Genomic DNA, 25,617 nt, shown 5'->3' on the forward strand with positions numbered 1-25,617 from the left:
AATATGCGGACGCTCGTCCAGAAGAGTGACCTTGTGCCCGCGTTCGGCAAGATGCCGGGCTATGACAGCGCCACTAAAACCAGCCCCCACAACACAGAAAGACAATGCAGTTCCCCTTCTATACCAGCACGAAATCTATTTTTTTATTAAAATACATAAATAATTTCTTGTTGTAAATATACCTGAAGTGGGTTTTTATATTATATAACCATGCTTTCCGTTATAAGCTTTCGCAAATCAGTTTCCTGCTTCACCCCTTCGATATATCGGAATTTTCTGTTGTCGGTGACGACAACGAACAGTCCCCCGGCAAAGATACGACTGCGGTTACGGAAGTGGACGACGCCGGCTTTCCGGTTCGTCCTCACATTTTAGTAATCTGAGCGACTATCTCGCTGTCAGATGACAAAGACGACCAGCTGGCAAAAAAATACCTGGCGTCATGTATTACACATTGAATAGTCGCATAGCTTCATGAAACCGGAGATGATGCTTCGTGTCCGGGTAATGGAGGCACTCGTTCCAGACTCCGGCCACCGGGACTATATCCCGCAATTATTACAGTATCAGAAAGCTTTGCTTAAAGCTGCCCGCAGTCTGACTGTGATACATAGATTCCACTCCTGATACGGCAGAAATTATTCCAGCCCACCGCATAAGAGGACCATCCGGCACAGATCATCGGAGGCCACCACATCAAAGATTACGCATAACATAATCCGGAAAAGCCCCGGAAAGATGCTAAAGTCGCATGGATTATTTTAAAAATGAACTCCCTGATGACTATATGTCATATACCCGGGTCTGCCTGCCCTCTTCAAGACCGAATGGCTGTCCGCTGACCGTATTTTATTACAATCTCTTACATTGTGGATGGTCATAAATAATCGTGCCGCCGGCGCCGGCGAAATGGTCTTTTTCTGTTCTGTCCGTTTATCTGCATCCTGATCTGCACCAGATCTCAGCCGTGTCCGGTCCGGACGACGACGAGGTCGAAACATCCTCTTCATCCGCCCGGCAGCACCGGCAGCAGAAAACTGACGGAAGGCGAAATTCCGGGACTGCTCCGTTCCATCTCCGCGCCGGTAAGGCAGCCACCTGCGCACGGAGTATCCTTTCAGGCGTTCCGTCTGAACAAATGGCGTACGGACAATCTCAGAAATGCGTGTCAGAAGCGTGTGTGCGTTCATGGAACTCTGCCGGAAGGCTCCGCTGCCTGTCCCCCTCTCCTTCCCGGCGCGGGAAGACCATTGCCGCCCGGAGTGGGTTTCCGGCATAGCCAGATATCGTTCCTTCCGGAGGGCGCTGATCACGATGCACAGCCCGGCAGGGAACATGTAGCGGAGGTGTCGTGGCCTTGCGCGGGCTGGCGTGTTGCGCCAAAGGAAGCGTTTGTCCATCCGGGACGGCTGTCATTGTCCCGCAATGGCATGTCCGCGTCAGGTCGTCGTGATGCGGCGCCAACGTCCAGGGGCCGAACGCACTGCAATGATCTCCACACTTATTGGCCGGTTTATCGTCATCTGCGCGCATCGCGCCTATGTCGTGGTTACGCTCTTCTTCGCGCTGGCGGCGATTTCGGTCTGGATGAGCGTGACGCATCTTGGCGTCACGACGGACACCGGCAAGATGCTGTCGGAGAAGCTCGCCTGGAAGCAGCGTTCCGATCAGATGGGGAAGCTGTTTCCGCAGAAGGAAAATCTGCTGGTTGCGGTGATCGACGCGGATCTGCCTGAGGAGGGGCGGACGACGGCGCGGGCTCTGGCGGCGAGGCTTTCCACCGATCACGAGAATTTCACCTATGTCCGGCTGCCGGATGACGACCCGTATCTGAACCGCAACGGGCTGATGTTTCTGGATACGAAGCCGCTGGGCAAGGTTCTGGACGATACGGTGTCGGCTCAGCCGTTTCTGGGGTCTCTGGCGGCTGATCCTTCGGCGCGGGGGCTGTTTGACTCGCTGGGGCTGATTGCGGAGGGCATCAAGCGCGGGCAGGCCAGTCTGGGCGGGTTTCAGACGGCGCTGAACGGATTTGCGACCAATCTGGAAGCGTCGGCGGCGGGGCATCCGGAGCCGCTGTCCTGGCAGAAGCTGCTGGCGGGCGGTCTGAACGATCTGGCGGGGCGGTATCAGTTCGTGATCACGCAGCCGAAGCTGGACTATGGCTCGTTCCAGCCGGGCGGCAATGCGACGGCGGCAATGAAGGCGGCGATTAAGGATCTGGAGTTTGTCCGGTCCGGGAACGCGCATGTCTATATCACCGGCGAGGTCCGGATTGATGACGAGGAGTTCGCGACGGTTGCGCAGGGCATGGTCGCGGGGCTGCTTGGTTCTCTGGCGCTGGTGACGCTGTGGCTGACGCTGGCGGTTCACACGTGGCGGATCATTGTTCCGATTGTGGTGACGCTGATTGTCGGGCTGCTGCTGACGACGGGGTTTGCGTCGGTGGCTGTTGGCACGCTGAATCTGATTTCGGTGGCGTTCGCCATTCTGTTTGTCGGCATTGCGGTGGATTTCGCGATTCAGTTTTCGGTGCGGTTCCGGGGGCAGCATCTGACGAAGACGGGGCTGCCGGGGCTTGAGGAGGCGCTGTTCCATACCGGCGAGGAGACGGGGCATCAGATCCTGGTCGCGGCGCTGGCGACGGCGGCGGGATTCCTCGCCTTCACGCCGACGGACTTCAAGGGTGTGGCGCAGCTTGGTCTGATTGCCGGGATCGGGATGCTGGTGGCGTTTACCTGCACGATTGCGCTGCTCCCTGCCCTGCTGCGGATTTTCCGGCCTTCGGTTGATCATCCGGTGACGGGTTATCTGGCGATGGAGCCGGTGGACCGGCTGATCCGGAAGTGGCGCTGGTGGATTCTGGGTGTGTTCGGGGTTCTGGCGCTGACGGGTCTGGCGCTGATTCCGAGCCTGCGGTTCGACGGCGATCCGCTGCACACGAAGGACCCGAAATCCGAGGGGATGCGGACGCTGCATCTGCTGATGGCGAACCCGCTGTCCTCGCCCTACAGCGCCGAGTATCTGGCGCCGGATCTGAATGCGGCGAAGGCGATGGCGGACCGGGCTGCGAAGCTGCCTGAGGTTCATGATGCGATGTGGCTCGGGTCTTATGTTCCTGAGGATCAGGACACCAAGCTGGCGCTGATTCAGGATGCGGCGGGGATTCTGCTGCCGACGCTGATTGTGGATCATCCGAAGCCGGCGCCGGATGCGGCGGCGATCCGGGCGTCGGCTTCTGCGGCGGCGGCCTCTCTGGGCGGGGTGCTGGACGGGCTGGCGGCGAATGATCCGCTGCGGCGGATTCAGGCGGCGCTGGCGAAGCTGGCGACGGCACCGGACGATCTGGCGGTGCGGGCCAATGACGATCTGGTGCGGTTCCTGCCGATGCAGCTGGACTCGCTGAAGGACGTGCTGTCGGCGCAGCCGGTGACGATGAAGGACGTGCCGGAGATTATCGCGCGGGATTATCTGCTGCCGGACGGGCGGGCGCTGGTTGAGATTCATCCGAAAGGCGTGATGTCCAGCAATGGCGCGCTGCACCGGTTTGTAAAAGCGGTTCAGACGCTGTCGCCGGATATGGCGGGATCGGCGGTGGACATTGTGGAGGCGGCACGGACGATCGTGCATTCCTTCACGGTGGCGGCGCTGTCGGCGATTGTGATGATTGCGATCATTCTGGTGTTCGCGCTGCGGCGGGTGCTGGATATGGGTCTGGTTCTGGCGCCGCTGATCCTGTCGGCGCTGATGACGGTGATCCTGGTGGTTGTGGTTCCGGAGACGCTGAACTTCGCCAACATCATTGCGCTGCCGCTGCTGCTGGGCGTGGGTGTATCGTTCAACATCTACTTTGTGATGAACTGGCGGGCGGGGGTGAAGTCTCCCCTCGCCTCCCCGACGGCGCGGGCGGTGCTGTTCTCGGCGCTGACGACGGGGACGGCGTTCGGGTCGCTGGCGCTGTCGCATCATCCCGGGACGGCGAGCATGGGGCGTCTGCTGCTGCTGTCGCTGGGCTGCACGCTGCTGGCGACGCTGGTGTTTGTGCCGGCGCTGCTGCCGAAGCGGCCGGGGGATGAGGCGTAACCGGGTGGGGATGGTTGCTGGGGTGTGCGGGGTTCGCGCCCGTTTTCCGCTCTGAGGCTGTTTCAAAGGCATTAAATCTGCGAAGATTTTCGTAACGGATTGATGGTGTTCCGTTTTTGAGTCCCGATCATCCGTTCGTCTCAGTCGGCTCAAAGAACATTTCGCGCTAAATCTCTGATAAAATCACAAAAGTTTTTGGGTGCCGCCTTTTTCCAAAAAGGCGGCGTTTCCTGATGCTTTCCGGGAAAATAGTCCTCAGAAATTCCTCTGTAATTTACAGAAGAGTCCATGAACGGACTTTCAGAACAGCCCCGCCGAGCATCTGACACAGTAAGAAACGTTTTATTCAGAATCGTTACATGGCAGGACTGTTTTACAGGTTTGTCTGTGAGCTGTCTGTGTATGATGCCGAGAAAAAATGAGCTTTTCGTAAAAGCTCCGCTTGTTGCCGCTGGTTTTTTGTCCGTGACCGGTGCTGTTTTCGCAGATGGTCCGGCGGCGGCTGATTCGCTGCCGGTGATTGCGGTGAACCGGGAGGTCGGGCTTTCCGTGACCGGCAGTTATCGGGGTCAGGCGTCGAACTCTGACTCTCGTTTTTCCTATGGTTATGCCGGGCGATCGCCATCCTATACGTCCGATGATTATGGCCGGACGCGCTGGTCGGGCTGGATGCCGGGTTTTCAGGCTGACGCGCAGTCCATGTTCGATGCCGGGAGCATAAAACATCTGTATACGGCGGCGTCGTTCGATCTGAGCGATGGGGACTCTGGTTATCACTATAGTTCCACGCCTTCGAACGAACCTTACGTTCTCCGCGACAGGCGGACGCTGAACCGTTCGGGGATCAATGTGACCGGCGAACTGGGTAAGGGTTTTCTGCTGGCGCAAGACCGGTTTCTGATTACGCCTGTGATTCAGGGCGGTTATTTCGCCGGCGGGGTCAGTTCGCTGACGGCTTCCGGCAAGGGCTATGTCGGGTTGGCGCTGCATCTTGATTATGCGATCACGGACCGGCTGGTCATACGGGGTCGCGCGGGCTGGGCGCAGGTTCTGCAGGCGACCGGGGCGGACTCCTCACGGCCGCAATGGCGGGGGGATGTGGGGCTGGATTATCGTCTGACGCGCAGTCTGCATCTGACCGGCGGGGTTCGCTATACTTACATGAAGACGATGCCTGTTCATGGCAGTCCGCTGTATTATTACACTGTCTATCGTGCGGGTTCCGGTGTGGGCCTGGATACGGACAGCCAGTTCCACAGTTCTTACAGAGTGCGGTCGTGGGAGAATGACGTGCAGCTCCGGCTCGGGCTGGCGTATCAGTTCTGAGGTGCGTTACGGGGGTATGTTGCGGGTATCTGTGGCGCTGGTTTTCGGGGCTTTGCCCCGCGCCCGGCAAAGGAACGCAGTCCCTGTGAGTCCGGTCTGTTAAATTAAATGGGTGAAGGGATCTGCGATCCCTTCCGGGTGCAGGGGAGAGCCCTGTTTTGTCTGCTGTTTGCAAAATACATAAACGGCTTTTTAAAAGCTTCAGAAGCCGCAGCCTTTTTTGGAAAAGGCGGCGCCCAGAAACTTTTATTACTTTTTATCACGGACTTATCGTGAGGTGCTTTTAAATCTGGCTAAGATGGGCAGATGATCTGGAATAAATACGCTTTTGCGCGGCGGTCCCTTCCGGGTTTCAGGGCCGATCCCTGAAAATACTTCCCGTCAGGACAGTGAATTTACGGAACTGTGGTCAGATGGAAGAGGGTGCGCAGAGAGCTTACGTTCCTGCCGTTATGAATGAGGACATCCTCAATGTTGGCTGTGGCAGAGAAGCCGGTCTGAAAAACGACAGAGTTGTAATCATTTATTTTTGTAAATCCTTTCAGTTTCCCTGCCATTGTGCGGCCTGATCGGTGCCGAAGGCGCTGACGCCGCGATGGAAATCGGCGCTGCCATAGGCAGTCCGGATCAGGTCGGAGATATCCGGCAGGGTGCGCCGTTCGAGACGGCGGAGGGTTTCGCGGGTAACGGCGAGGGTGACGGGGGCATGTTCGCGCAGGCGGCGGCAGGTTTTCGCGATCTGCTCTTCGAGCTGTTCCGGCGGGACGACGGCGGCGAGGTAGCCGGTGGGGGCGAGGTCTTCTGCGGGCGGCATTTCGGCGAGCAGGAGCATGCGACGGACCCAGGACGGACCGAGCGTGCTGGTCAGGCGGGCGAGATTCGCGGCGGAGAGGCAATTGCCCAGGGTCCGGGCGATGGGGACGCCGAAGCGGGCGCCGGTGGCGGCGATGCGGAGATCGCAGGCATTGGCGATGGCGAGGCCGCCGCCGACGGCATACCCTTCCACGACGGCGACGGTCGGGACCGGGATGCTGTCCAGGGCGGCGATGGCGCTGTCGATTTTTTCCTCGTAGGCGACGCCGTCCTCGCCGGAACGGAAATCACGAAACTGGGTGATGTCGGTGCCGGCGACGAAGGCTTTCCCCCCTGCCCCGCGCAGGACGGCGACGCGGAGGGAGGGGATATCGCGGATGCGTCCGATGGCGGCGGCGAGATCCTGATACATGGCCCAGGTCATGGCATTGCGCGCTTCGGGCCGGTCGAAAACGATGGTTGCAATATCATCGTTTATGGACAGTGTGACCTGGCCGGCATTGTCTGGTCGGGATGCTGGCGCGCTCATGATGCGAAGGCGCCTTCTTCCGCCAGTTTTTCGATGGTTTCTTCGTTCAGCCCGCGTTCTGCGAGAATTTCGCGTGTGTGTTCGCCGAGAAGCGGCGGCGGGCGACGGACGGTCTGCGGGGTGCCGCGCAGTTTTACCGGAAAGCCGATATTGGGGATCGTGCCTTCGACGGGGTGCGGAATGTCCATTTTCATTTCACGGAATTTCGCGTGATCGCTTTCGAAGGCCTCCGGGTAGGTGTTCATGCGGCCGGCGGGAATGCCTTTGGCCAGCAGGGTTGTGACCCACTCTTCTGACGGTCTGGTGGTGAAGGTTTTTTCCAGTTCCTCAATGAGGACTTCGCGGTTGGCGAGACGGGTGGAGATGGTGGTGAAGCGAGGGTCGGTCAGAAGATCCTGGCGGTCGATTTCGTTGCAGAGGCGCTGCCAGAGTTTCTGATTGGTGGCGCCCATGACGAAGTAGCCGTCTGAGGAACGGACGGCCTGATAGGGCGCGCTCATGCGGTTGGCGGTGCCGAGTGGTCCCGGAATGACGCCGGTTCCCCAGTGTTCGGAGATGTCCCAGATGGAAAATGCGAGGGCGGAGTCGAACAGGGAGGCGTCGATGAACTGGCCCTGCCCGCTTTTTTCGCAGCCGATATAGGCGGCGAGGATGGCGTAGGTGGCGAAGAGGGCGCAGCCGATATCGGCGACCGGGACGCCGGCCTTGACCGGCGGGCCGCCCGGATGACCGGTGACGCTCATGACGCCGGACATGGCCTGGGCCATGAGATCAAAGCCGGGGCGGTCGGACCAGGGGCCGGTCTGACCGAAGCCGGAGATGCTGGCGTAGACGAGGCGCGGGTTGATTTTCGAGAGTGTGTCGTAATCGATGCCGAGTTTGCGGACGACGCCGGGGCGGTAATTTTCGACGAGGATATCGGCGGTTTTCACGAGTTCGAGAAAGACTTCGCGGCCTGCGGGGTTTTTGAGGTTCAGAGCGATGCTGCGCTTGTTCCTGTTCATGTTCAGGAACCCCATGCTGTCGTCGCCCTTCATTCTGAAACCCATGGCACCGCGGGTCTGATCGCCGGTTTCGGGGGGTTCGATCTTGATGATGTCGGCGCCGAGATCGCCGAGCAGCATGGTGCAGACCGGGCCGGCCATGACCTGAGTGACGTCGAGAACACGGATACCGGCGAGGGGCAGCGGCCGTTTCGGGGCTGTGGCTTCGCGGGGCGGTGTTTCGGGCGTGTCAGCGTGCGGGTGATCGCTGATCTGATGATCATTGGCGGGGCTGATGATTTCCGGGCGGAGTTCTGCGTCCATCGGGGCTCTCCCTGTTTCTCCCGTTTTCGTGATTGAACGGGTTTTTGTATTTTGCATTCATAATACAGTTTAATCGGCTATAACAAGCATCGATACGCATCCCCGGCGTGTCCGCATCGTTCAGCACGGAGAGGCGGACGCGGCGGAGAAGACGCGGCGGGACAGAAAAGCCTGAAAAGAAAAAACAAGAACGAGGCTGGCAATGTCAGAAGGACCGAATACCGGGACGGCTCCGCGTCCGGGAGAGACCGGGTACACGGATGCGCCCGCGCATGGCTCGTCGATCGGCGCGTATCTGCATCGGACGGTTACGACTGTTCCGGGGCGGATCTTCGGTCTGATCTGTGCGATGTATTTCATCACCTACGTCGACCGGGTGAATATCTCGACTCTGGCGCCGCTGATGGCGGCGGATCTTCATCTTTCCAATGTGCAGCTCGGGCTGGCGCTTTCGGCGTTTGGTTATCCGTATGCGCTTCTGCAGATCCTGGGCGGGAGTGTCGCTGACAGGATGGGGGCGCGAAAGACGCTGATTGTCTGCGGGATCATCTGGGGGGTGGCGACTGTTCTGACCGGGATGGCGGGCGGTCTGTTTTCGCTGATTGTGATCCGTGTGCTGCTGGGGATCGGCGAGGGGGCGACGTTTCCGGCGGCGACGCGGGCGGTGACGTCCTGGGTGCCGTCGGGTCATCGCGGTTATGCGCAGGGGATGATGCGTTCCTCGTCACGGCTGGCGAATGCGGTGACGCCGCCGCTGACGGTGATGGTGGCACTGTGGCTGGGCTGGCGCGGGGCTTTTGTGGCTCTGGGCTGTGTGAGTCTGGGGTGGACGCTGGCCTGGGCGCTGATGTTCCGGGATCGTCCGGCGGAGCATCCGGGGATAACGCCGGCGGATCTTGAGGAGCTGCCGGTTATTGAGAAAAGCAGCGTGGCGTCACGGCTGCGGGATGTGCCGTGGGGGATGCTGGTGCGGAAGATGATGCCGGCGACGGCGATCTATTTCTGCTACAACTGGACGCTGTGGCTCTACATCACCTGGCTGCCGAGTTTTTTCGTGCAGGCTTACGGACTGAACCTGAGTCATACGGCTTTTTTCTCGTTCGGTGTGTTTACTGCCGGGGTTGCGGGCGACACGTGCGGGGGGCTGTTCACCGATCATCTTTTCCGGCGGCATGGCAATCTGCCGCAGGCGCGGCGGCAGGTGATCATCACGAGCATGATCGGATCGATGCTGTGTCTGCTGCCGGCGCTGTTCATCCATAATCTTACGGTGATCGGGCTGGCTCTGGGGCTGGCGTTCTTTTTCCTTGAACTGACGGTCGGGCCGATCTGGGCGATTCCGATGGACATGGCGCCTCAGTATGCCGGCACGGGCAGCGGGATCATGAACACGGGGTCGGCTGTCGCGGGCATTCTCTCACCGTTTGCATTCGGGCTGATCATTCAGCTTTCACACAGTTACAGCCTGCCGTTTTACGGTCCGGCGATTCTGCTTCTGGTCGGGGCGGTGCTGGCGTTTCATTTTCTCCCGTCGGCGCCGCCGGACGACAGGCAGCGGCCGGATGAGCCTGTGCCGGTATCCGTCGGGGGGCTGCGGGAGGCGCATGGGCACTGACCTGCCGCCTCTTCAGGCCCCTGCCCTGCCCGCCGGGAAACGCTGCGGCCTTTGGAAACCGGTTGATTTAACGTATCCGGGTGTGGGCAGAGCCGGATGTTTACTGAGCCCGGATGTTTCGCTGAGCAATGGATAAAGAGCCTTTCATGACGACGCCGACCGCCATTCCCCGTCTGAATTTACATGACACGGTGACGACCGCGCTGCGGGGCATGATTCTGGATGGCGTCCTGGTGCCCGGGCAGAAGATTTCGGAAAAGAAGCTGTGCGAACAGTTCGGCATTTCCAGAACGCCGCTGCGCGAGGCGCTGAAGGTTCTGGCCTCGGAGGGGCTGATCGAGCTGCTGCCGCGCCGGGGCGCGGTTGTGGCGCAGATTACGGAAGCGGATATCCGCGATCTGTTTCCGATCATGGGGGCGCTGGAGGGACTGGCGGGGGAGCTGGCCTGCGCGCGGATGACAGAGCGTGATCTTGAGCATCTTCAGGAGCTGCACGATCAGATGATGCGGAGTTACCAGCGTCGGGATGAGCAGCGGTATCTGCGGCAGAACCGGAAGATGCATGAGGCGATTTTTGAGGTGGCGCGCAATCCGGCGCTGACGGAGATGTATCAGCAGGTGCTGACGCGGATTCATGCCTGCCGGTTCATTGTGAAGAAGCGTGAGGAAGAATGGGCGGTCGCGGTTGCGGAGCATGAGGTGATCATGGAGGCGCTGCGGGCGCGGGATAGCGGGCGGGCGGCGCAGCTGATGCGTGAGCATATCGCGGGGACGAGCGCGCGGATCGCGCTGGCGTCTCTCGAAGCGGATAACGGAGTCAGGGATGCTGTATGAGTTTGACGGGCGCCGGCCGGAGATTTCGGCCCGGGCGGGGTATGTGGCGCCGGATGCGGTGCTGATCGGTTCCGTCAGGCTGGAAGAGGATGCGAGCGTCTGGTTTGGTGCGGTTCTGCGCGGCGACAGCGAGCTGATCAGCGTGGCGCGGGGGAGCAATGTGCAGGACAATGCGGTGCTGCATACTGATCCGGGCTGGCCGCTGCGGATCGGTAAGGATGTGACGGTCGGGCACATGGTGGTGCTGCATGGCTGCGAGATCGGGGCGGGATCGCTGATCGGGATGGGCTCGGTGATCATGAACGGGGCGCGGATCGGGCGGAACTGTCTGATCGCGGCCGGGACGCTGATTTCGGAGCGGAAGGAGTTTCCGGATTTCTCGGTGATCCGCGGGCAGCCGGGCAAGGTGATCGGCACGGTGACGGAAGCCCAGATGGAGATGATGCGGCGCGGCTGCCTGTCCTATCAGGAACGCGCGGTTCTCTATCGTGAGCGGCTGCGGCGGCTGCCGGACTGATCCGGCTGCCGGGCTTTCATTGCCCGGCCCGGTCAGTGGCACGATCCCGATCCGGTTACTGACTGCCGGAATCAGGTCATATCTTCGCGCCATGCCTTCGCAGGTCCGGGCGGAACCCGGAAACCCGCGAGGGTGATATCAGGCGGGACAGAAAAGGACGCGGAGGGAGCGGACGCCCTGGGCGCCGTGGATGAGGACGCCTTCGATGTCCGCTGTTGCGGACGGGCCGGTCTGGAAAACGGCGTAGTTATGACTGCGCATTTCCGGGCGGTTATAGGCGTGGTGCAGGTTGGCGACGATCTGCTTCGGGTCCAGCAGGACGATGAGGTGCTGCGGGAGGAAGCCGCTGGTGTTGACGATGAGCTCGTCATCCGTGAGGCAGACGGTGCCGGTTTCGGCGACGCCGAAGGAGGCTCGGACGACGCCGATTTCGACATCGGCGAGAGAGGTCGGGGCCATGTCGGGGCGGATCGCGCGGATCCGCAGAGACGGATCGCCGTGCAGTTCCGGGACGCAGGTGGCGATGATGCCTTTATCCGTGATGGCGGCGCGGAGGGCGGCGATGGGGTCGCCGTCCTTCGCTTCCAGCACGGAGCCGCCCATTTTGCCGAGCATCTCGACGAAGGGCGGCACGAGATCGGCCGGGGCGTTCGTGTCGAAGAACGGAACATCCGGCAGCGGGGGCTGGATGTTCGGGCGGTTGGCGCGGATGGCGGCGAAGATGGCCGCCCGGCTTTCGGTGCTCATGACTTCTTCCCCTTCTTGCCGCGGTTTTTCTTATACCACTGGTGGAAGGTTTCCTTTGGCACATGCGGCATTTCGCGGCCGCGCGTCCATGTGTTCATCCGGTTATAGACAATGAAGCGCGGCAGGTGGCGCAGGGCGCTGTCGGCGACCGGGAGGCTGGCGCGATAGAGTTTCGGGGACGCCAGCAGCATGCCTGCGGCTTTCATCATGCTCTTTTTGAAGGCCGGGATTTCATGATTTTCGGACAGAACGCGACGCCAGTCGGCGATCTGTTCGTGGATATTGATCTTCACCGGGCAGACATTGGTGCAGCTGCCATTCATCGTGGAGGAGAAAGGCAGTGTCGAATATTTGTGCCGGTTGAAGGTCGGGTCGATGATCAGGCCGATCGGGCCGGCATAGGTGGCGCCGTAGCTGAGGCCGCCGGAGCGGCGGAAGACCGGGCAGGTGTTCATGCAGGCGCCGCAGCGGATGCATTTCAGCGAGGTCCAGAATTTTTCCAGACCGAGGCGGTCGGTGCGGCCGTTATCGACGAAGACGATATGCATTTCGCCGCCTTTGCGGGGGCCGCGGAAATGCGAGGTGTACTGGGTGATCGGCGAGCCAAGGGCGCTGCGGGAGAGCATCCGGACGAAGACGGCGGCGTCTTCCAGTTTCGGGATGATCTTCTCGATGCCGGCGGAGACGATGTGCAGGCCGGTGGTGTTGGCCGAGAGATCGGCGTTGCCTTCATTGGTGCAGACGACGACGGAGCCGGTTTCGGCCACGGCGTAGTTACAGCCGGTCATGCCGGCGTCGGCGCTGAGGATCAGCGGGCGGGTGTGGTCGCGCTGCTCTTCGGCCAGGTGGGTGACTTCGCAGTCATTGGGATCGGTGCCCATGGTTCTGGCGAAAACCGCCGCTACGTCCGTGCGGAGTTTGTGGACGGCGGGGACGACGACGTGGCTGGGGGCTTCGTCATCGAGCTGCTGGATGCGCTCGCCGAGATCGGTTTCGACGACTTCGATCCCGTGCTCGCCGGCGTATTCCCGGAAGCCGCATTCCTCGGTGAGCATGGATTTGCTCTTGATGAGGCGCTTTGCGTTTTTCGAGCGGAGGATCTCAAGAACGATGGCGTTGTGCTCGGCGGCGTCTTTCGCCCAGTGGACGTGGACGCCGTTGGCTTTCGCGTTTTTCTCGAACATTTCGAGATAGGTATCGAGATGGGTCAGCGTGTGGGTTTTGATGTCCGAGGCGAGCTGGCGCAGCTCTTCCCATTCCTCAATCTGATCTTTCTGGCGGTCGCGCTTCTGGCGGAGATCCCAGAGACGCTGGTCGTGCATCGCCAGATGTTCGGGGGCGGCCATGAAGCGTTTGGCGGCCTCGGCCTGATCGATCGGGTGGTTGCCGCGGATGACCGCGCCGCGTGGCTGCGGCTCGGGGCCGCGGGCGGGCATGGTGACGCTGGCGCCGGCGCCGTGGGTGAGGTTTGCCGGAGCGCCCTCGTTCGTGCGACCGGCGGGGGTGTCCGGTTTCTGCTGCTGACTCATGCCCGTGCCCCGTTCAGGATCTGCGAGATGTGGATGTATTTCGTCGGCAGGCCGAGGCGTTCCGCGCAGCCGCCCTGGTGCATCAGGCAGGAACTGTCGGAGGATGTCACGTATTCAGCGCCGGAGCGGGCCTGGTCGCGGGCCTTGTCCTGGCCCATACGGGCGGAGACGGCTTCCTCGAACACGGAGAAGGTGCCGCCGAAGCCGCAGCATTCATCCGGGCGGGTGATGGGGACGAGTTCCAGGCCTTTGACCTTTTCGAGCAGGTCACGGGGTTTGGAATACTGTTTCTCGCGCAGTTCGGTCATGCTGGCGATGTTCAGGCCGCGCAGGGCGTTGCAGTTGTTGTGCAGCGTGACCTTGTGCGGAAATTCGGCCCAGGGGAAGGCGTCGACTTTCAGGATGTCGTGCAGGAACTCGACCAGTTCGTAGGAGCGGGCGCGGACCTGTTTGACGTCATCGGTCTGTTCGGGGGCGTCGAAATTGTGCCGGACGTGGTTCACGCAGCTTCCGGACGGGCCGACGATGTAATCGTACTGACTGAAATTGCGGACGAAAAGTTCTTCCGTGGCGCGGGATTCTTCGTGACAGCCGGTGTTGGTCATGGGCTGGCCGCAGCAGGTCTGGTCGAACGGATAATCGACCTCCACGCCGAAGCGCTCCAGCAGTTCCAGCGTTGCCTGTCCGACTTCCGGGTGAAACGCATCGACGTAACACGGGACGAATAACCCTACTCGCATGAACTCTTCCTCGTGGTGGCCGGAGCCTCCTTGCGGATACCTGGCCTGATTGTAAGACGGGATTTGCCCGCGTCCTGTTCTTTTGTCGAGTTCAGACGCGGGCTGCGTCTGTTTTTAATTCTTTGTGGGACCGGAAGCTGGTTTTCGGGGTTCCGCGCCCCTTGCCCCGCAGGCTTCGCCGCCTGCGCCGCAAAGAGATTTTGGTTCCTCTGGTCCCGATTATTAACCGAAAAGGGGTGAAGGGGTCCACGTCCTCTTCCGGGCGCCGGTCAGTGCCCCGGACCGTCTTCCGTCCGTGAGGCGTGCAGATGCCGTTAGTCCGTGATGATATCTTAAAGATTCACGGATCTGAGATAACGCATCTGAGACAGGGGCGCCCGCACCGGCCTCCGAATGGAAAAACCGCCGCGCGGCAGGACCGGGCGGCGGTTTCTGAGTCGGTTTATCAGCCGAGATGCGGCGGACGGCCGTTGGCGCCGGCGACTTTTTTGCCCCAGCGGACCAGGGTGTCGGTGCAGTCTTCGGTGGCGATGCTGCACTCGATGAGGGTCGGGCCTTTTTTGTTGGCCTTCGCCTTTGCGATCGCGTCGGCCAGTTCGGCGCCGGTGCGGGCGTGCAGGCCGAGGCCTTTGCCGTCTTCGGCGTTGAAGGCCTGCATCAGACCGGCGTAGTCCCAGTTCTTGATGTAGTTGTACGGGCCGTCATGGATTTTGATTTCGATGACGTAACCGCGGTTGTTGATCAGGAAGATGATGACCGGGACTTCGTAGCGGACCATCTGCGCGACTTCCTGCGCGGTCAGCTGGAACGATCCGTCGCCGACCATCAGCAGGTGCTGGCGGTCAGGCTCGGCGTAGGCTGTGCCGAGAGCGGCGGGCACGGACCAGCCGATGCTGCCCCACTGCATTTCCGTTTCGACGCGGGCGCCGCCTGGCAGGGTCATGCGGCTGGAGTTGAACCAGCTGTCGCCGGTTTCGGCGGTCAGCGTGGTCCTGCTGTCGATCATCGCGTTGATCTGGCGGGCCATCTCATCGTTGGTGAGCGGCGCTTCCGGAGCGGAGGACGGGATCACCGGCGGCGTGAATTTCGAATTCTCTCTCGAAGCCGGACGGTTCGGGGCCTTCTCGGAAAGGGCTTTGATAAAAGCGCCAAGATGAAAACCGGCGAAGCTCTGGCCGTCGACGGTGACCTCCGTCAGGTCGGCGACGAGCATGTTCTTCGCGTCCGGCTCGGACTGCCAGCCGACGGTTGCGTAATCGTTGAAGATCGGCGCGAGGCAGATGACGCCGTCGGCTTTCTCGATCACGTCACGGGCGCTGCCGGTGCTGACCTCGCCCCAGTAGACGCCACGGAAGGCCGGGTGATCTTCGGGGAAGAAGCTCTTGGCGGCGGACATGACGGTGACGGCGCAGCCGATGCGGTCGGCGAGAGCGACAATCGGCTCCAGCGCGCCCATGGTGCGGACGCGGCTGCCGACGAGGATGGCGACGTTCTTACGGGTTTCGATGAACGTGCAGGCGGCCTTGATGGCGGCGTCCAGGCTGACCTTGTCCGGTGTGGCTTCGGCCAGCAGGCTGGAGACCGGGCCGGGACGCGAGCACGGTGCTGCGGCGAGGTTGCAGGGGATTTCGATGTAGGCGGGTTTGCGCAGACGCAGGGCGGTGCGGATGGCGTGGTCGATCTGCTTCGGCGCGTGTTCGGCGGAGCGGATGACTTCGGTCGCGCAGGTGACGTGGCGGACCATTTCGGCCTGGTAGCCGTATTCGGTTGTGCCGATCGTGTGGTGCAGGATGTGGCCCGCGCCCTGATCGTTGGTGTTCGGGCCACCGGAGATGAAGATGACCGGCTGGCTTTCGGCGTAGGCGCTGCCGACGGCGTTGATGGCGGAAAGCGCACCGACATTGAAGGTGACGACCATGGCGGCGGCGCCGTTGGCACGGGCATAGCCTTCGGCCGTGTAGCCGCAGTTCAGCTCGTTACAGCTGTAGATCTGCTTGGTGGAGCCCTCTTCGAGGAGCTGGTCGAGCAGGACGAGGTTGAAGTCGCCGGCGACGGCGAAGTGGTGCTTCAGGCCGATCTGACCGAGGCGCTCGGACAGGTAATGACCGATAGTGTAGGTTTTTATGGTTGAGTTTGTCATGGGTTTTGTCCCCTGCATGAAGGTGGAAGCGGCTGGCTGCCGGTTCCGGTTTCAGCGATGGGGCGCATTGTGCGGCAGGGCGGGATGGATAACCACTATATGGAAATGGTGCGATCCATATGTTTTGGATATGGGTCTGGGGCGGTATGAGATGCGTTTCCGGATCGGGGAGATGTCTGCCCGGGGCGGTCCGCCGGCACAGTTCGCTGGCGCGCTCCGCTTATGAAAACCTTTGAATGTTCCGGCCGGACTGGGATCAGCAGGGTCTGAGGCCGGGCGAGGCTGTTTTTTCGAGTTCTCTGACGGCGATGGAGAGGCAGCCGATGACGTCGCTGATCTGAATCCGCTGGCCGGGTTCTTCTGTCCGGGCCTCGGTCTGGCAGAGCGTGTTTTTTGCATCGGCGATTGCCGCGCGTTTTTCGTGGCTGGTTGCGGCGGGGTTTTCCAGGATTTCGAAGAGGCGTGTGAGTTCCCGTTCGACGGCAGGAGAGAGGGCTTTTCCGGTGAGCAGGAATTTTACGTAAAGCAGATTTCGGCCGACGGTCATGACGGAAAAGGCGTCGCTGAGCCAGGCGTCTGTCCGGGCGGGGTTCCGGCCGGCGTCGTGGGCGATGAGGCGTTCCATTTCGCTGATGATTTCGCCGAGCCAGATCTGGTCGGTCATCCGGCTGTTGCGCCGGACGATGTTCCGCAGGCCGCTGTCGATGATTGCGCGGAAGTTCCGGTGGAAGCGGCTGAAGCTGAAGGGGAACAGATAGCGGAAGATCAGCACGCCGAAGCCGAGGCCGGTCAGCAGGGCCATGGAGCTGTTGAACCATTGCAGTTCATCGACCCGGAAATGGTTTTCCGGTTCCAGCATATAGGGAAAGAAATTGACGAAGGAGGCGCCCATGGCGGCGGTGGCGGGGTGGCGGTTGACCAGCCCGCCGATCAGCATGGGGATGCCGGCGGCGAAGCAGAACACCGGGTAATCCGATGTGACCGGCATGACGAGGAAGACCGGGATGACGGCGGCGATAACGGCCCAGACGGCGCCGAGGAAGAAGTTTTTGCTGGCGATCACGGTGTTGGAGAACGACGCGAATCGGGCGCAGATCACGGACACGAACATGACGAAGAGCGTGCCGGAGGGCCAGGCCGTGATTTCCCAGACCAGGGCGGCGATGAGGACGGCGATGAAGGAGCGGAGGCCGTTGGCGATGGCGGCCCGTCCGTGTGCCGGTCGGACGAGGCGGAGCGTGCTGAGGATGTGTCTGTCGAGGCCGGCACCCTGGAAGCAGCGCAGCAGGAGCGTCAGTTCGGACAGCAGGAGGGCGACGCCCTGGAGGACGATGCGGTCGTCGACGATACGGCTGCGTTCGGCATCCTGCTGTTCGGAGCGGGCCGTTTCGCCGATTGCGGTTTCGCAGGCGTGGAGCAGCCTGTCGGCGCGGGCGCAGAGCTGTGTCACTCCGGCGTCGGTATCGAGGAGGCGGGGCATGGTTGCCAGGAAGTCGGCGACGGCTGTTACGACGGGCTGTGCGAACCGGCCGTTTTTCTGGCCGGAGAGGCGGAGGCGGGTCTGCATTCCGAGGCCGCGGGACATGAATTTCGCGGCCTGTCCCAGCGTTGCGCGGGCGCTGGCGACCATGGGGCCGGAGTGGCCGGTTTCGATGGCGCTGAATTCCATCCGGTCATTGAGCGTCATGACGCGGGAGAAGGTGTTGTACAGATCCCGCTCCGGCGGGGCGTGTGCGATGAGGACGTCCCTGACGACGGAGGCGGTTCCTTCGATGATGTCCTGGAGGTGGCGGCGGACGGCGGCTCTGGCCCGGCTCGCCACATTGGGTTCGCAGATGAGGGCGACGGTCATTTCGCAGACGACGCCGAGGAGGATGTAGGTGCTGCGGGCGATGGCGATGCTGAAGACCTGATCCGGCGCGTCGATGGCGGAGATGGAGATGATCGCGCAGGTAAAGCCCATCAGCACGAAGGTATAGCTGTGGTAATTATGGCAGAGCGTGCCCAGTCCGGCGCAGAGGCCGACCCAGCAGGCGAGCAGCGGGAAGAACAGCCAGGGCTGTTGTGGCGAGGCGGCGATCAGCGCGATGGCGGCGACGGCGCCGGCCAGGGTTCCGACGATGCGCCAGTGCGCCTTCGACAGGCTTTCACCGATGGTGTTCTGGGCGACGATCCAGACGGTCATGGCGGCCCACTGGGGCTGGCCGAGTTCCATCCACAGCGCGATGCTGAGCGCGATCAGGGATGTGATGGTTGTTCTGAGGGAGAAGAGCAGGTCCCGTGCGGAGGGGGCGAAAAGCCAGCTCCAGTTTTTCAGGCCTGGTATAACCCGGGTCACGGACGCGTTTTTATCTCTTGTCTGTCTGATGAAGCGTCATGTGAGTCTGCCGCCTGCTGACGGGTGCTTTATCAGTGCGGCGGAGGCTGTGTCATCCGAAATTCCACTCTTCGCCTGGAAAAAATCGGGGCGGTGCGCGCGGGTCTCCGGCTGGCGCCGGCGCAGCTTCGGGTCGGGCTGCCCGGGATCAGGCTAATCGGGGTCAGGGCTGCTCCGGCTCGTTGTCCGGAGGGATTGGTTTACAGCCGGTATCCGTGGGCAGCTTCGCCTGCCGCCAGGCTTCGCTGGCCATCTGCTGAATTGCGTTACGCAGGATACGGCTGTTGTCCACCGATGAGAGGCGGATGACTTTCCAGCTTCGGGCCAGCTTTACGTCGCCGCGATGCAGTTCCAGGACGATGGTGTGTCTGGTGCGGAAGGTATTTCCTGAATGGGAAAGAAACAGATGGGCGACGAGCGGCCCGCGATTGTCCCGGACGGACGCATGAGAGCACTGAAGCGCGCGGATTGCGATGTCTCTGACTGTATCTTCGGAAATATTGTGTGATGCGCTCATCACATCCAGCTGCACGGGACCGGCGGCGGTTGTCACGGAATCGGAATCGCCGTGAGAGGACGGTAAAAAGCTGCATCCCGTCAGGAAACAGAAAACGGCGCTATGGACGAACCATGGTGTCAGCATTCTTCCGGAAGACCGGTTTCGTTCGCCCATATTCCTCTCGCGATGTGGCTGTGAAAGCCGCGCATGTGATTTCGGGGCGGAATGTAGGAGAATTCCCTGTCGGGTCATACACCTCCGGCTTACACCGGGCTGAGGGGCCTGGGCTGGCCGGACCGGAAAATGAAGAAAACGGAAGCGCTGACCGGCTCCGGGGCAGTCTGGTGCCGGCTCCGTTCTTCGTCTATGTAATTTCCGTCTGGAAATGAGAAAAACACTGAATTTATATACGAAAAATTTATTACTATGAGATCTGACGACAATGAAATTTTTTCTGGATGTCTGAAAAAACAGGGATTTTTTACACGGAAAATTTCTGTTTTTATTGCGGTTGTTTTTCTTTTTTATTGTCATGACGGATATTTCATAGCTGTTGCCCGTGCGGCGCTGATCAGCACGCCTTACAGGCCTGTTCCGGCGGAAAATAATGATGCGGCGGGTGACACAGATTCGCGCCTGACCGGCAACTGGTACGGGCTTCGCGACCGGTTGCTGAGATATGGTGTTGATGTCCGGATCTCCGACACGAATGAGCTGTGGTCTGTTCCGGTGGGAGGTGAGCGGGCGTCGAACAACTATATCGGGTCCACGACGGTGGAGATGGAGACGGATCTGCGCGCTCTTACGGGCCTGAAGCTGGGGCATTTCGATGTCAGCGCGATTGAGATCCGCGGGCGGCCTTTCAGCAATGTGCCGCTGTATGTCTTTAATCAGACCTCGAACATCGAAGCCGATGACAACACGCGCCTTTATGAGATGTGGTACGATCAGAGTTTCCTGTCGGGAACGCTGTCGGTGCGGGTGGGGAAAATCGATCTCGGTCGTTTCTTTATGCTCAGCGACGTTGCTCTGAACTTTCTCAATGCCTCCTTCGCCTGGCCGATCCTGCCGGATAACGACCTCTACGATCAGGGGCCGGTTTCCCCTGTCACGACGCCGGCGATCTGTCTGCGCTACACCTTGTCGCCGGCGTGGAATTTTCTGCTGGCCGCCGGGGACGACAATCCCATCGGGAGACCGTTCGTCAATGTCCGGGACCCGTGGAATCAGAACAGCGATCCGGGAGGTACCCGTTTCAGTTTCAGTTCCGGGGCGCTTATATTTGGAGAAGTTCAGTACAGACGCCATTCGGCGTCCTGGGACGGAACGTATAAGATCGGCGGTTATTTTGATACAGGCCGGTTTCCCGATCAGTCCGACATGCGGCGGATGCACAGGACGAACTGGTCTGTTTATGCTGTTGCTGACCAGACCTTCACCCGTCTGAATGGCGGGAGTGAAATCGCGGGTTTCGTGCGGGGTAACTGGACGGGAGACAGCGACAGAAACCAGATTGTTTATGCGTTCGACGCGGGCCTTGTTCTGAAGGCGCCGTGGCGGCGGCGGGACGATGTGCTGGGGCTGGGGGCTGGTCTGGGCGCGGCCAGTCCGTTTCTTGCGCGGGCGGACCGGCGGGCCGGTTTACCCCGGCAGGGAACGGAATATCATCTGGAACTGACATACCGTTACCAGTGCACCGCATGGCTTGCTCTGCAGCCGGATATTCAGGGCGTTCTGTCGCCTTCCGGCGGCACGGTGAGCAGTCAGGGCCGGCATATCTCTGATGAGGCCATTTTCGGCCTGCACAGCAACGTGACGTTCTGAGCGGGCGGCCTGCCTGCGGGGCAGGACCGTCCGTGTATCGGTTCGGCGGGCCGGCCGGATCTCAGACCTTGTCGACGGAGGCTTTGTAGATTTTGTCGATGGTGGAGGAGAGTTTCGCGTCGAAATCGGCGTCACTCATGTCGGCTTTGAGGCCGCCGAGGAGGGCGCGGGAGAAGCTGGCGATCATCTCATGGTTGTGGGAGAGGCGTTCGCAGGCTTCGTCGAGCGAGTAGCCGCCGGAAAGGGCGACGACGCGTTCCATGCGCGGGTGGTCGGCGAGGTCTTTGTAGAGGTCGGCCTTCTCGGGGATGGTGACCTTGAGCATGACCTTGTAGTCGCCTGGCAGGCTGTTGAGGCCTTTGAGCAGTTCCTCGTGGAGGATGGCTTCGGCGCCGGCTTTGTCGGGGCTTTTGACGAGGACTTCCGGTTCCATGATCGGCACGAGGCCGTGGGCGGCGATCTGCTGCGCGAGGTCGAACTGCTGTTTCACGATGGCGGCGATGCCTTCGCGGTTTGGCAGGTTGACGACTGAGCGCTCCTTTGTGCCGTAGATGCCGAGTTTGACGGCGCGGGCGAGGAGCGCATCGAGGCCGGGGATCGGCTTCATCAGGCTGACGCCGTTTTTCTCTTCCTCGAGGCCTTTATCGACTTTCAGGAACGGGACGACGCCACGGTCTTCCCAGAGATAGGCCGGGACGGATTTGCCCCTGGCTTCACCGTCCATGGTGCGCTCGAAGAGGATGGCGCCGATAACTTTCTCGCCGTTGAAGGACGGGGCGGTGATGATGCGGACGCGCATTTCGTGGACGAGGCGGAACATCTCCTCATCGCCGGAATACGCTGTCTCGGGGATGCCGTACTGCGCCAGGGCGCGGGGGGTCGAGCCGCCGCTCTGGTCGAGGGCCGCTATGAAGCCGCCCTTCGAGGACATCTGTTTTCTCATCAGGTCGCTGGACATTTTTGTTACCCTTTTTCAACGCGTGATGCGGGCCTGACATGCGTCTGTGACCGACTCCGGCTGCTCCGGACAGGCTGATGAGGCATGCCACCGGGGCGCCGGCGCGGGCCGGCCCTTTCTGAGGATAACAATTACACGGCGGAGGGATTGTTGCCAGCACCGGACGGGCAGGAAAATTGACGAACCCATGACAATTCCGCCGGGACAGCGGTGTTAATCTCCACCCTCCAGGACACGGCGCGTCAGTTCAACGGACGGGACGGTTTCGGGCATGTGCATGGGGGGCTTTTTCGGCGCCAGGTACCAGCCGACGACCAGAATGAGGCCGATCAGCGGAATGGCGGCGACGGTGTATGTGCCGGCGGGGTAATCCCAGGCCATCAGGACGATGACGACGATCAGGAATCCGAGCGAGGCCCATGCGGAGACCGGCGCGGCGGGCATCGGGAAAGCCGGGCTCGGGTAGCGGCCCCGTCCGACGGCGCGGCGGAAGGCGATCTGGCACAGGAGGATGATCGCCCACTGCCCGATGACGCCGACGGCGGCGAAGCTCAGGACGATTTCGAAGACTTCCTTCGGGACGATGTAATTCAGCACGACGCCGATGAGGTAGATGGTGACCATCAGCATGATCGCGGCTGACGGGACGGCGTTTTTGTTCATGTGGGTGAGGACGCGCGGGGCGGAGCCGCCGAGGGCGAGGGCTCGGAGGACGCGGCTGGTGGAATAGAGGCCGGAGTTCAGGCTGGAGAGGGCGGCGGTGAGGACGACGACGTTCATCGCGGTGTCGGCGTAGGGCACGCCGAGGGCCTGGAAGAAGGTGACGAAGGGGCTGACGCCGGCGTGATAGGCGGTCCAGGGCAGCAGGCAGACCATCAGGACGACGGAGCCGACATAGAACAGGGCGATGCGCCAGATGACGCTGTTGATGGCGCGGGGGACGACGGTTTTCGCGTCCGCGCACTCGCCGGCCGCCGTGCCGATGAGTTCGATTCCTGAGTAAGCGAAGACGACGCCCTGGGTGAGGGCCAGCGCGGCGAGGAGGCCGTGCGGAAACATGCCGCCATTGTCGCTGATGAGGTGCAGGCCGGTGGTGTGGCCGTCGAGCGGCATGCGGGTGCCGAGGATGACGGTTCCGGTGATGAGGAAGATGACGAGGGCGATGATTTTGATGAGGGAGAACCAGAACTCCATCTCGCCGAAATATTTCACGCCGATGAGGTTCATGCTGGTGACGATACAGAGGGCGATGAGGGCAAAAACCCATTGCGGGACACCGCCGAAGGGCGCCCAGAAATGCATGTACATGGCGACGGCGGTGATGTCGGCGATTCCGGTCATGGACCAGTTGAGGAAGGCCATCCATCCGGCGACGAAGGCGGTTTTCTCGCCGAGGAACTCTTCGGCGTAATCGACGAAGCTGCCGCTGGTGGGGCGGTGCATGATGAGTTCGCCGAGGGCGCGGAGGATGAGGAAGGCGAAGAAGCCGCAGACGAGGTAGACGAGGGCCAGGGAGGGGCCGCCGCTCTGGAGGCGGGCTCCGGCGCCGAGGAACAGGCCGGTGCCGATGGCGCCGCCGATGGCGATCATCTGGATCTGCCGCCGGCCGAGACCTTTATGGTAGCCGTCCGGGTGTGCTGCGCCGGGTGTGTCCTGTGCGTTCATTCCGTCCTGCATGCGTTGTTGCGTCTCCGGTTCCGGTCTGTATGCGCCCTGCCCTGTTGCGGAAACCGTGCTGCCTGAGTGTCCGGGTTATCGGGCGTCTGCTGTGTATCCCACAATCATGCGGGAGCGGAACGATGTCTATCGGTAATCATCGGGTCCACTGCTCTCGGGCGGTGTTTAGGGGTTCCGGCCGGAACCGCAAAATTTTCGGAATGGTCTGGCTGACGGGAGTCTGTTCCGATCCACGGCCCCGTTCCCCGGCGGGGCTGTGAGCTGCCGCGTCTGGATTGTTTCATCGGGAATGCAGCCTGTGACGACGGGCGCTCTGGCCGGAAGGAGATGAGACACAACATGGATGTCTGTTCTGCCCTGCGGGCACATCGTGACGTCTCATGCTTTCGTGCTGGCCGCCGTGCGAGCGTAAAATGCCGGTGTGACGCCGAGGGAGCGTTTCATCAGGCGGGTCAGATGGGCCTGGTCGGAGAATCCACATTCGGCGGCGACTTCCGCAACGGGATGTCTGGCGCGCAGGAGCATCCGGGCGTGGGCGAGGCGGCGGTCCATGAGGTAACGATGCGGGGTCACGCCGAGACTCTGACGGAAAGCCCGCACCAGAAATCCGACGGATAATCCGAGTTCTTCCGCCAGCCGGGTGATCTCCAGCCGTTCGCTGATGTGACGGTCGATGAACCGGTCGATCGCGATCAGACGTGACGCGGTGATCCATGGGGAGATGGTTTTTTCGTCGGAAAAATGATGGAGGAGGACGGCGGCGAGAATGTCCGGTTCCGACGTGATCGCCTGCTTTCCGCAGACCAGCATGTGCCGCAGCGAGCAGGCGGCGGCCACGGCGTCCGGGTCGGCGATCCCGTTTAATGGTCGCTGCCCGGCATCCTGATGTCCGATCATGGCGGACGGCATGCCGCGAAGGACGAGGTATTCTCCGCCTTCGTCCGAGCAGGAAAAGACCGGGCATCCTGCAGGCACCCAGGAGAGCGTGTTGGGCCGCCGCAGGAACGGACGTGTTGTCCCGGTCCCGATCGCGTCCATTCCGCTCTGCGTCCCGAACGCGAAGCCGATCACGGCCTGATCGCAGGTGGCCTGCACATCGTATGCGGCTTTTGGCCACAGCTCGGCCGTCCAGGTCTCTGTCTCCAGTCTTCTGACCGTTTCCGTCATGTGCATTTCGTTCAAGACCCGCGCCATGGTCCGGATATTAACGGCGACCGACAGGAAATGGAGGGATAAATGCGTGTTCTGGGGCTTCTGGGTGGGATGAGCTGGGAAAGCACCGCAATTTATTACCGGTTGCTGAATGAAGGCGTGCGGGCGCGTATGGGCGGTCTGCATGCGGCTTCCCTGCTGATCTGGTCTCCGGATTTCGCGCCGATCGCGGAGCTCCAGCGTGACGGCGACTGGCCGGCGCTGGCACGGCAGTTAAGTCTGGCCGGTCAGCATCTGAAGCAGCCGGGCGCCGGAGCGCTGATGATCTGCAGCAACACCATGCATTGCCTCCATGAGGCGATCGGACAGGCGGCTGGCATTCCGGTGATTCACATCGCGGACGCCACCGGAGATGCGTTGCAGCGCGCGGGCTGTAAAAATCCTCTGCTTCTTGCAACCCGTTTCACGATGGAGCGCGAATTCTACGCGGAGCGGCTTCACAGCCGGTTCGGGATCGTGGCCATGATTCCGGACGAGGATGCGCGGCGCGGTATTCATCGCATTATTTATGAAGAACTTTGCCGAGGTATCATACGCGATGAAAGCCGGCGGTATTATCGGGATGTCATCAGGAAAATGCAGGCGGAGGGTGCGGACAGCGTCATTCTGGGATGTACGGAGATCACCATGCTCATCACTCAGGACGATACCGCTCTGCCTCTTTTTGACACCACGGCGATTCATGCCGGAGCGGGCGTTTCCTGGATACTGGACTGAGAAGGCGGCGGACTTTCTCCGGGTGTCACCGGTTTATTTTCCGTTCCGGTCTCCTGGTCGGTTTTCCGGCAGTTTTCTCTGATGCCTCGCCAGGCGGGAGAAGGTGCAAGCCGCCCCGGCTCATGACAGGTCCGGACTGTTGCGGGTTTGCAATGAGGGAATCCGCATGGTTAC

General features: G+C 61.3%; 20 protein-coding genes. 8 read left to right on the top strand and 12 right to left on the bottom strand.

Translation table 11 applies throughout. The annotated features are described in order from the left end of the window. The coding region (locus tag GOB93_RS07645; protein ID WP_173582918.1) for an NAD(P)-binding protein at positions 1–105 on the bottom strand (105 nt) is incomplete at its 3' end. Between the two features lie 1,383 nt (positions 106–1,488). Between GOB93_RS07645 and GOB93_RS07650 the strand changes: the two genes are divergently transcribed. The 3 genes from GOB93_RS07650 to GOB93_RS07660 all read left to right on the top strand — a co-directional run bounded on the left by GOB93_RS07650 (position 1,489) and on the right by GOB93_RS07660 (position 5,685). Further along, a complete protein-coding gene (locus GOB93_RS07650; protein WP_173582919.1) occupies positions 1,489–4,083 on the top strand; it encodes an MMPL family transporter in 2,595 nt (864 codons plus the stop codon). A 465-nt stretch (positions 4,084–4,548) separates the two neighbouring features. After that, positions 4,549–5,409 (top strand): hypothetical protein, encoded by an 861-nt coding sequence (locus GOB93_RS07655; protein ID WP_206752609.1) that lies wholly within the window; start codon positions 4,549–4,551, stop codon positions 5,407–5,409. A 108-nt stretch (positions 5,410–5,517) separates the two neighbouring features. Next, complete coding sequence (locus tag GOB93_RS07660) at positions 5,518–5,685, top strand: hypothetical protein (RefSeq protein WP_173582921.1); 168 nt, start codon at positions 5,518–5,520, stop codon at positions 5,683–5,685. A 265-nt stretch (positions 5,686–5,950) separates the two neighbouring features. On the opposite strand, the gene GOB93_RS07665 is transcribed toward GOB93_RS07660, so the two are convergent. Next, positions 5,951–6,751, bottom strand: a complete 801-nt coding sequence (locus tag GOB93_RS07665; RefSeq protein WP_173582922.1) for an enoyl-CoA hydratase — start codon at positions 6,749–6,751, stop codon at positions 5,951–5,953. Further along, the gene (locus GOB93_RS07670) at positions 6,748–8,058 is read right to left on the bottom strand and encodes a CaiB/BaiF CoA transferase family protein (RefSeq protein ID WP_173582923.1); all 1,311 of its coding nucleotides are present in this window, start codon (positions 8,056–8,058) and stop codon (positions 6,748–6,750) included. The genes GOB93_RS07665 and GOB93_RS07670 overlap by 4 nt, the downstream gene beginning before the upstream one ends. Positions 8,059–8,260: 202 nt before the next feature. Here GOB93_RS07670 and GOB93_RS07675 point away from each other — a divergent pair, with 202 nt between their 5' ends. The 3 genes from GOB93_RS07675 to GOB93_RS07685 all read left to right on the top strand — a co-directional run bounded on the left by GOB93_RS07675 (position 8,261) and on the right by GOB93_RS07685 (position 11,023). Next, the gene (locus GOB93_RS07675) at positions 8,261–9,673 is read left to right on the top strand and encodes an MFS transporter (RefSeq protein ID WP_173582924.1); all 1,413 of its coding nucleotides are present in this window, start codon (positions 8,261–8,263) and stop codon (positions 9,671–9,673) included. A gap of 146 nt (positions 9,674–9,819) precedes the next feature. Next, positions 9,820–10,506: a GntR family transcriptional regulator gene (locus tag GOB93_RS07680; protein ID WP_173582925.1), complete on the top strand. Its 687-nt coding sequence runs from the start codon at positions 9,820–9,822 to the stop codon at positions 10,504–10,506. Next, positions 10,496–11,023 carry a gamma carbonic anhydrase family protein gene (locus GOB93_RS07685; RefSeq protein WP_173582926.1) on the top strand — a complete coding sequence of 176 codons (528 nt, stop codon included), beginning with the start codon at positions 10,496–10,498 and terminating at the stop codon, positions 11,021–11,023. The genes GOB93_RS07680 and GOB93_RS07685 overlap by 11 nt, the downstream gene beginning before the upstream one ends. A gap of 138 nt (positions 11,024–11,161) precedes the next feature. Here the strand turns inward: GOB93_RS07685 and GOB93_RS07690 are convergent, their stop codons facing one another. The 6 genes from GOB93_RS07690 to GOB93_RS07715 form a co-directional block, all read right to left on the bottom strand. After that, positions 11,162–11,770, bottom strand: coding sequence for a LutC/YkgG family protein (locus GOB93_RS07690; protein ID WP_173582927.1), 609 nt, complete (start codon positions 11,768–11,770; stop codon positions 11,162–11,164). Beyond that, entirely contained in the window at positions 11,767–13,299 is a 1,533-nt protein-coding gene (locus GOB93_RS07695; protein ID WP_173582928.1) for a lactate utilization protein B, read from the bottom strand. The genes GOB93_RS07690 and GOB93_RS07695 overlap by 4 nt, the downstream gene beginning before the upstream one ends. Beyond that, positions 13,296–14,039, bottom strand: coding sequence for a (Fe-S)-binding protein (locus GOB93_RS07700; RefSeq protein WP_173582929.1), 744 nt, complete (start codon positions 14,037–14,039; stop codon positions 13,296–13,298). The genes GOB93_RS07695 and GOB93_RS07700 overlap by 4 nt, the downstream gene beginning before the upstream one ends. A 445-nt stretch (positions 14,040–14,484) precedes the next feature. After that, positions 14,485–16,179: an alpha-keto acid decarboxylase family protein gene (locus GOB93_RS07705; RefSeq protein ID WP_173582930.1), complete on the bottom strand. Its 1,695-nt coding sequence runs from the start codon at positions 16,177–16,179 to the stop codon at positions 14,485–14,487. Positions 16,180–16,435: 256 nt separating this feature from the next. Then, positions 16,436–18,517, bottom strand: coding sequence for an FUSC family protein (locus GOB93_RS07710; protein WP_173582931.1), 2,082 nt, complete (start codon positions 18,515–18,517; stop codon positions 16,436–16,438). Between the two features lie 202 nt (positions 18,518–18,719). Further along, entirely contained in the window at positions 18,720–19,109 is a 390-nt protein-coding gene (locus tag GOB93_RS07715; protein WP_173582932.1) for a hypothetical protein, read from the bottom strand. 372 nt (positions 19,110–19,481) lie between these two features. Here GOB93_RS07715 and GOB93_RS07720 point away from each other — a divergent pair, with 372 nt between their 5' ends. Beyond that, positions 19,482–20,879, top strand: coding sequence for a carbohydrate porin (locus GOB93_RS07720; RefSeq protein ID WP_173582933.1), 1,398 nt, complete (start codon positions 19,482–19,484; stop codon positions 20,877–20,879). A 61-nt stretch (positions 20,880–20,940) separates the two neighbouring features. On the opposite strand, the gene GOB93_RS07725 is transcribed toward GOB93_RS07720, so the two are convergent. The 3 genes from GOB93_RS07725 to GOB93_RS07735 form a co-directional block, all read right to left on the bottom strand. Further along, positions 20,941–21,837 carry a fructose bisphosphate aldolase gene (locus tag GOB93_RS07725; protein WP_173582934.1) on the bottom strand — a complete coding sequence of 299 codons (897 nt, stop codon included), beginning with the start codon at positions 21,835–21,837 and terminating at the stop codon, positions 20,941–20,943. A 213-nt stretch (positions 21,838–22,050) separates the two neighbouring features. Next, positions 22,051–23,514 carry an amino acid permease gene (locus tag GOB93_RS07730; protein WP_173582935.1) on the bottom strand — a complete coding sequence of 488 codons (1,464 nt, stop codon included), beginning with the start codon at positions 23,512–23,514 and terminating at the stop codon, positions 22,051–22,053. 378 nt (positions 23,515–23,892) lie between these two features. Next, positions 23,893–24,681, bottom strand: a complete 789-nt coding sequence (locus GOB93_RS07735; RefSeq protein WP_173582936.1) for a helix-turn-helix domain-containing protein — start codon at positions 24,679–24,681, stop codon at positions 23,893–23,895. 69 nt (positions 24,682–24,750) lie between these two features. Here GOB93_RS07735 and GOB93_RS07740 point away from each other — a divergent pair, with 69 nt between their 5' ends. Next, positions 24,751–25,443, top strand: coding sequence for an aspartate/glutamate racemase family protein (locus GOB93_RS07740; RefSeq protein ID WP_173582937.1), 693 nt, complete (start codon positions 24,751–24,753; stop codon positions 25,441–25,443). The last annotated feature ends 174 nt before the right edge of the window (positions 25,444–25,617 follow it).

This window comes from Acetobacter musti, assembly GCF_011516835.1.
GTDB lineage: Bacteria > Pseudomonadota > Alphaproteobacteria > Acetobacterales > Acetobacteraceae > Acetobacter > Acetobacter musti.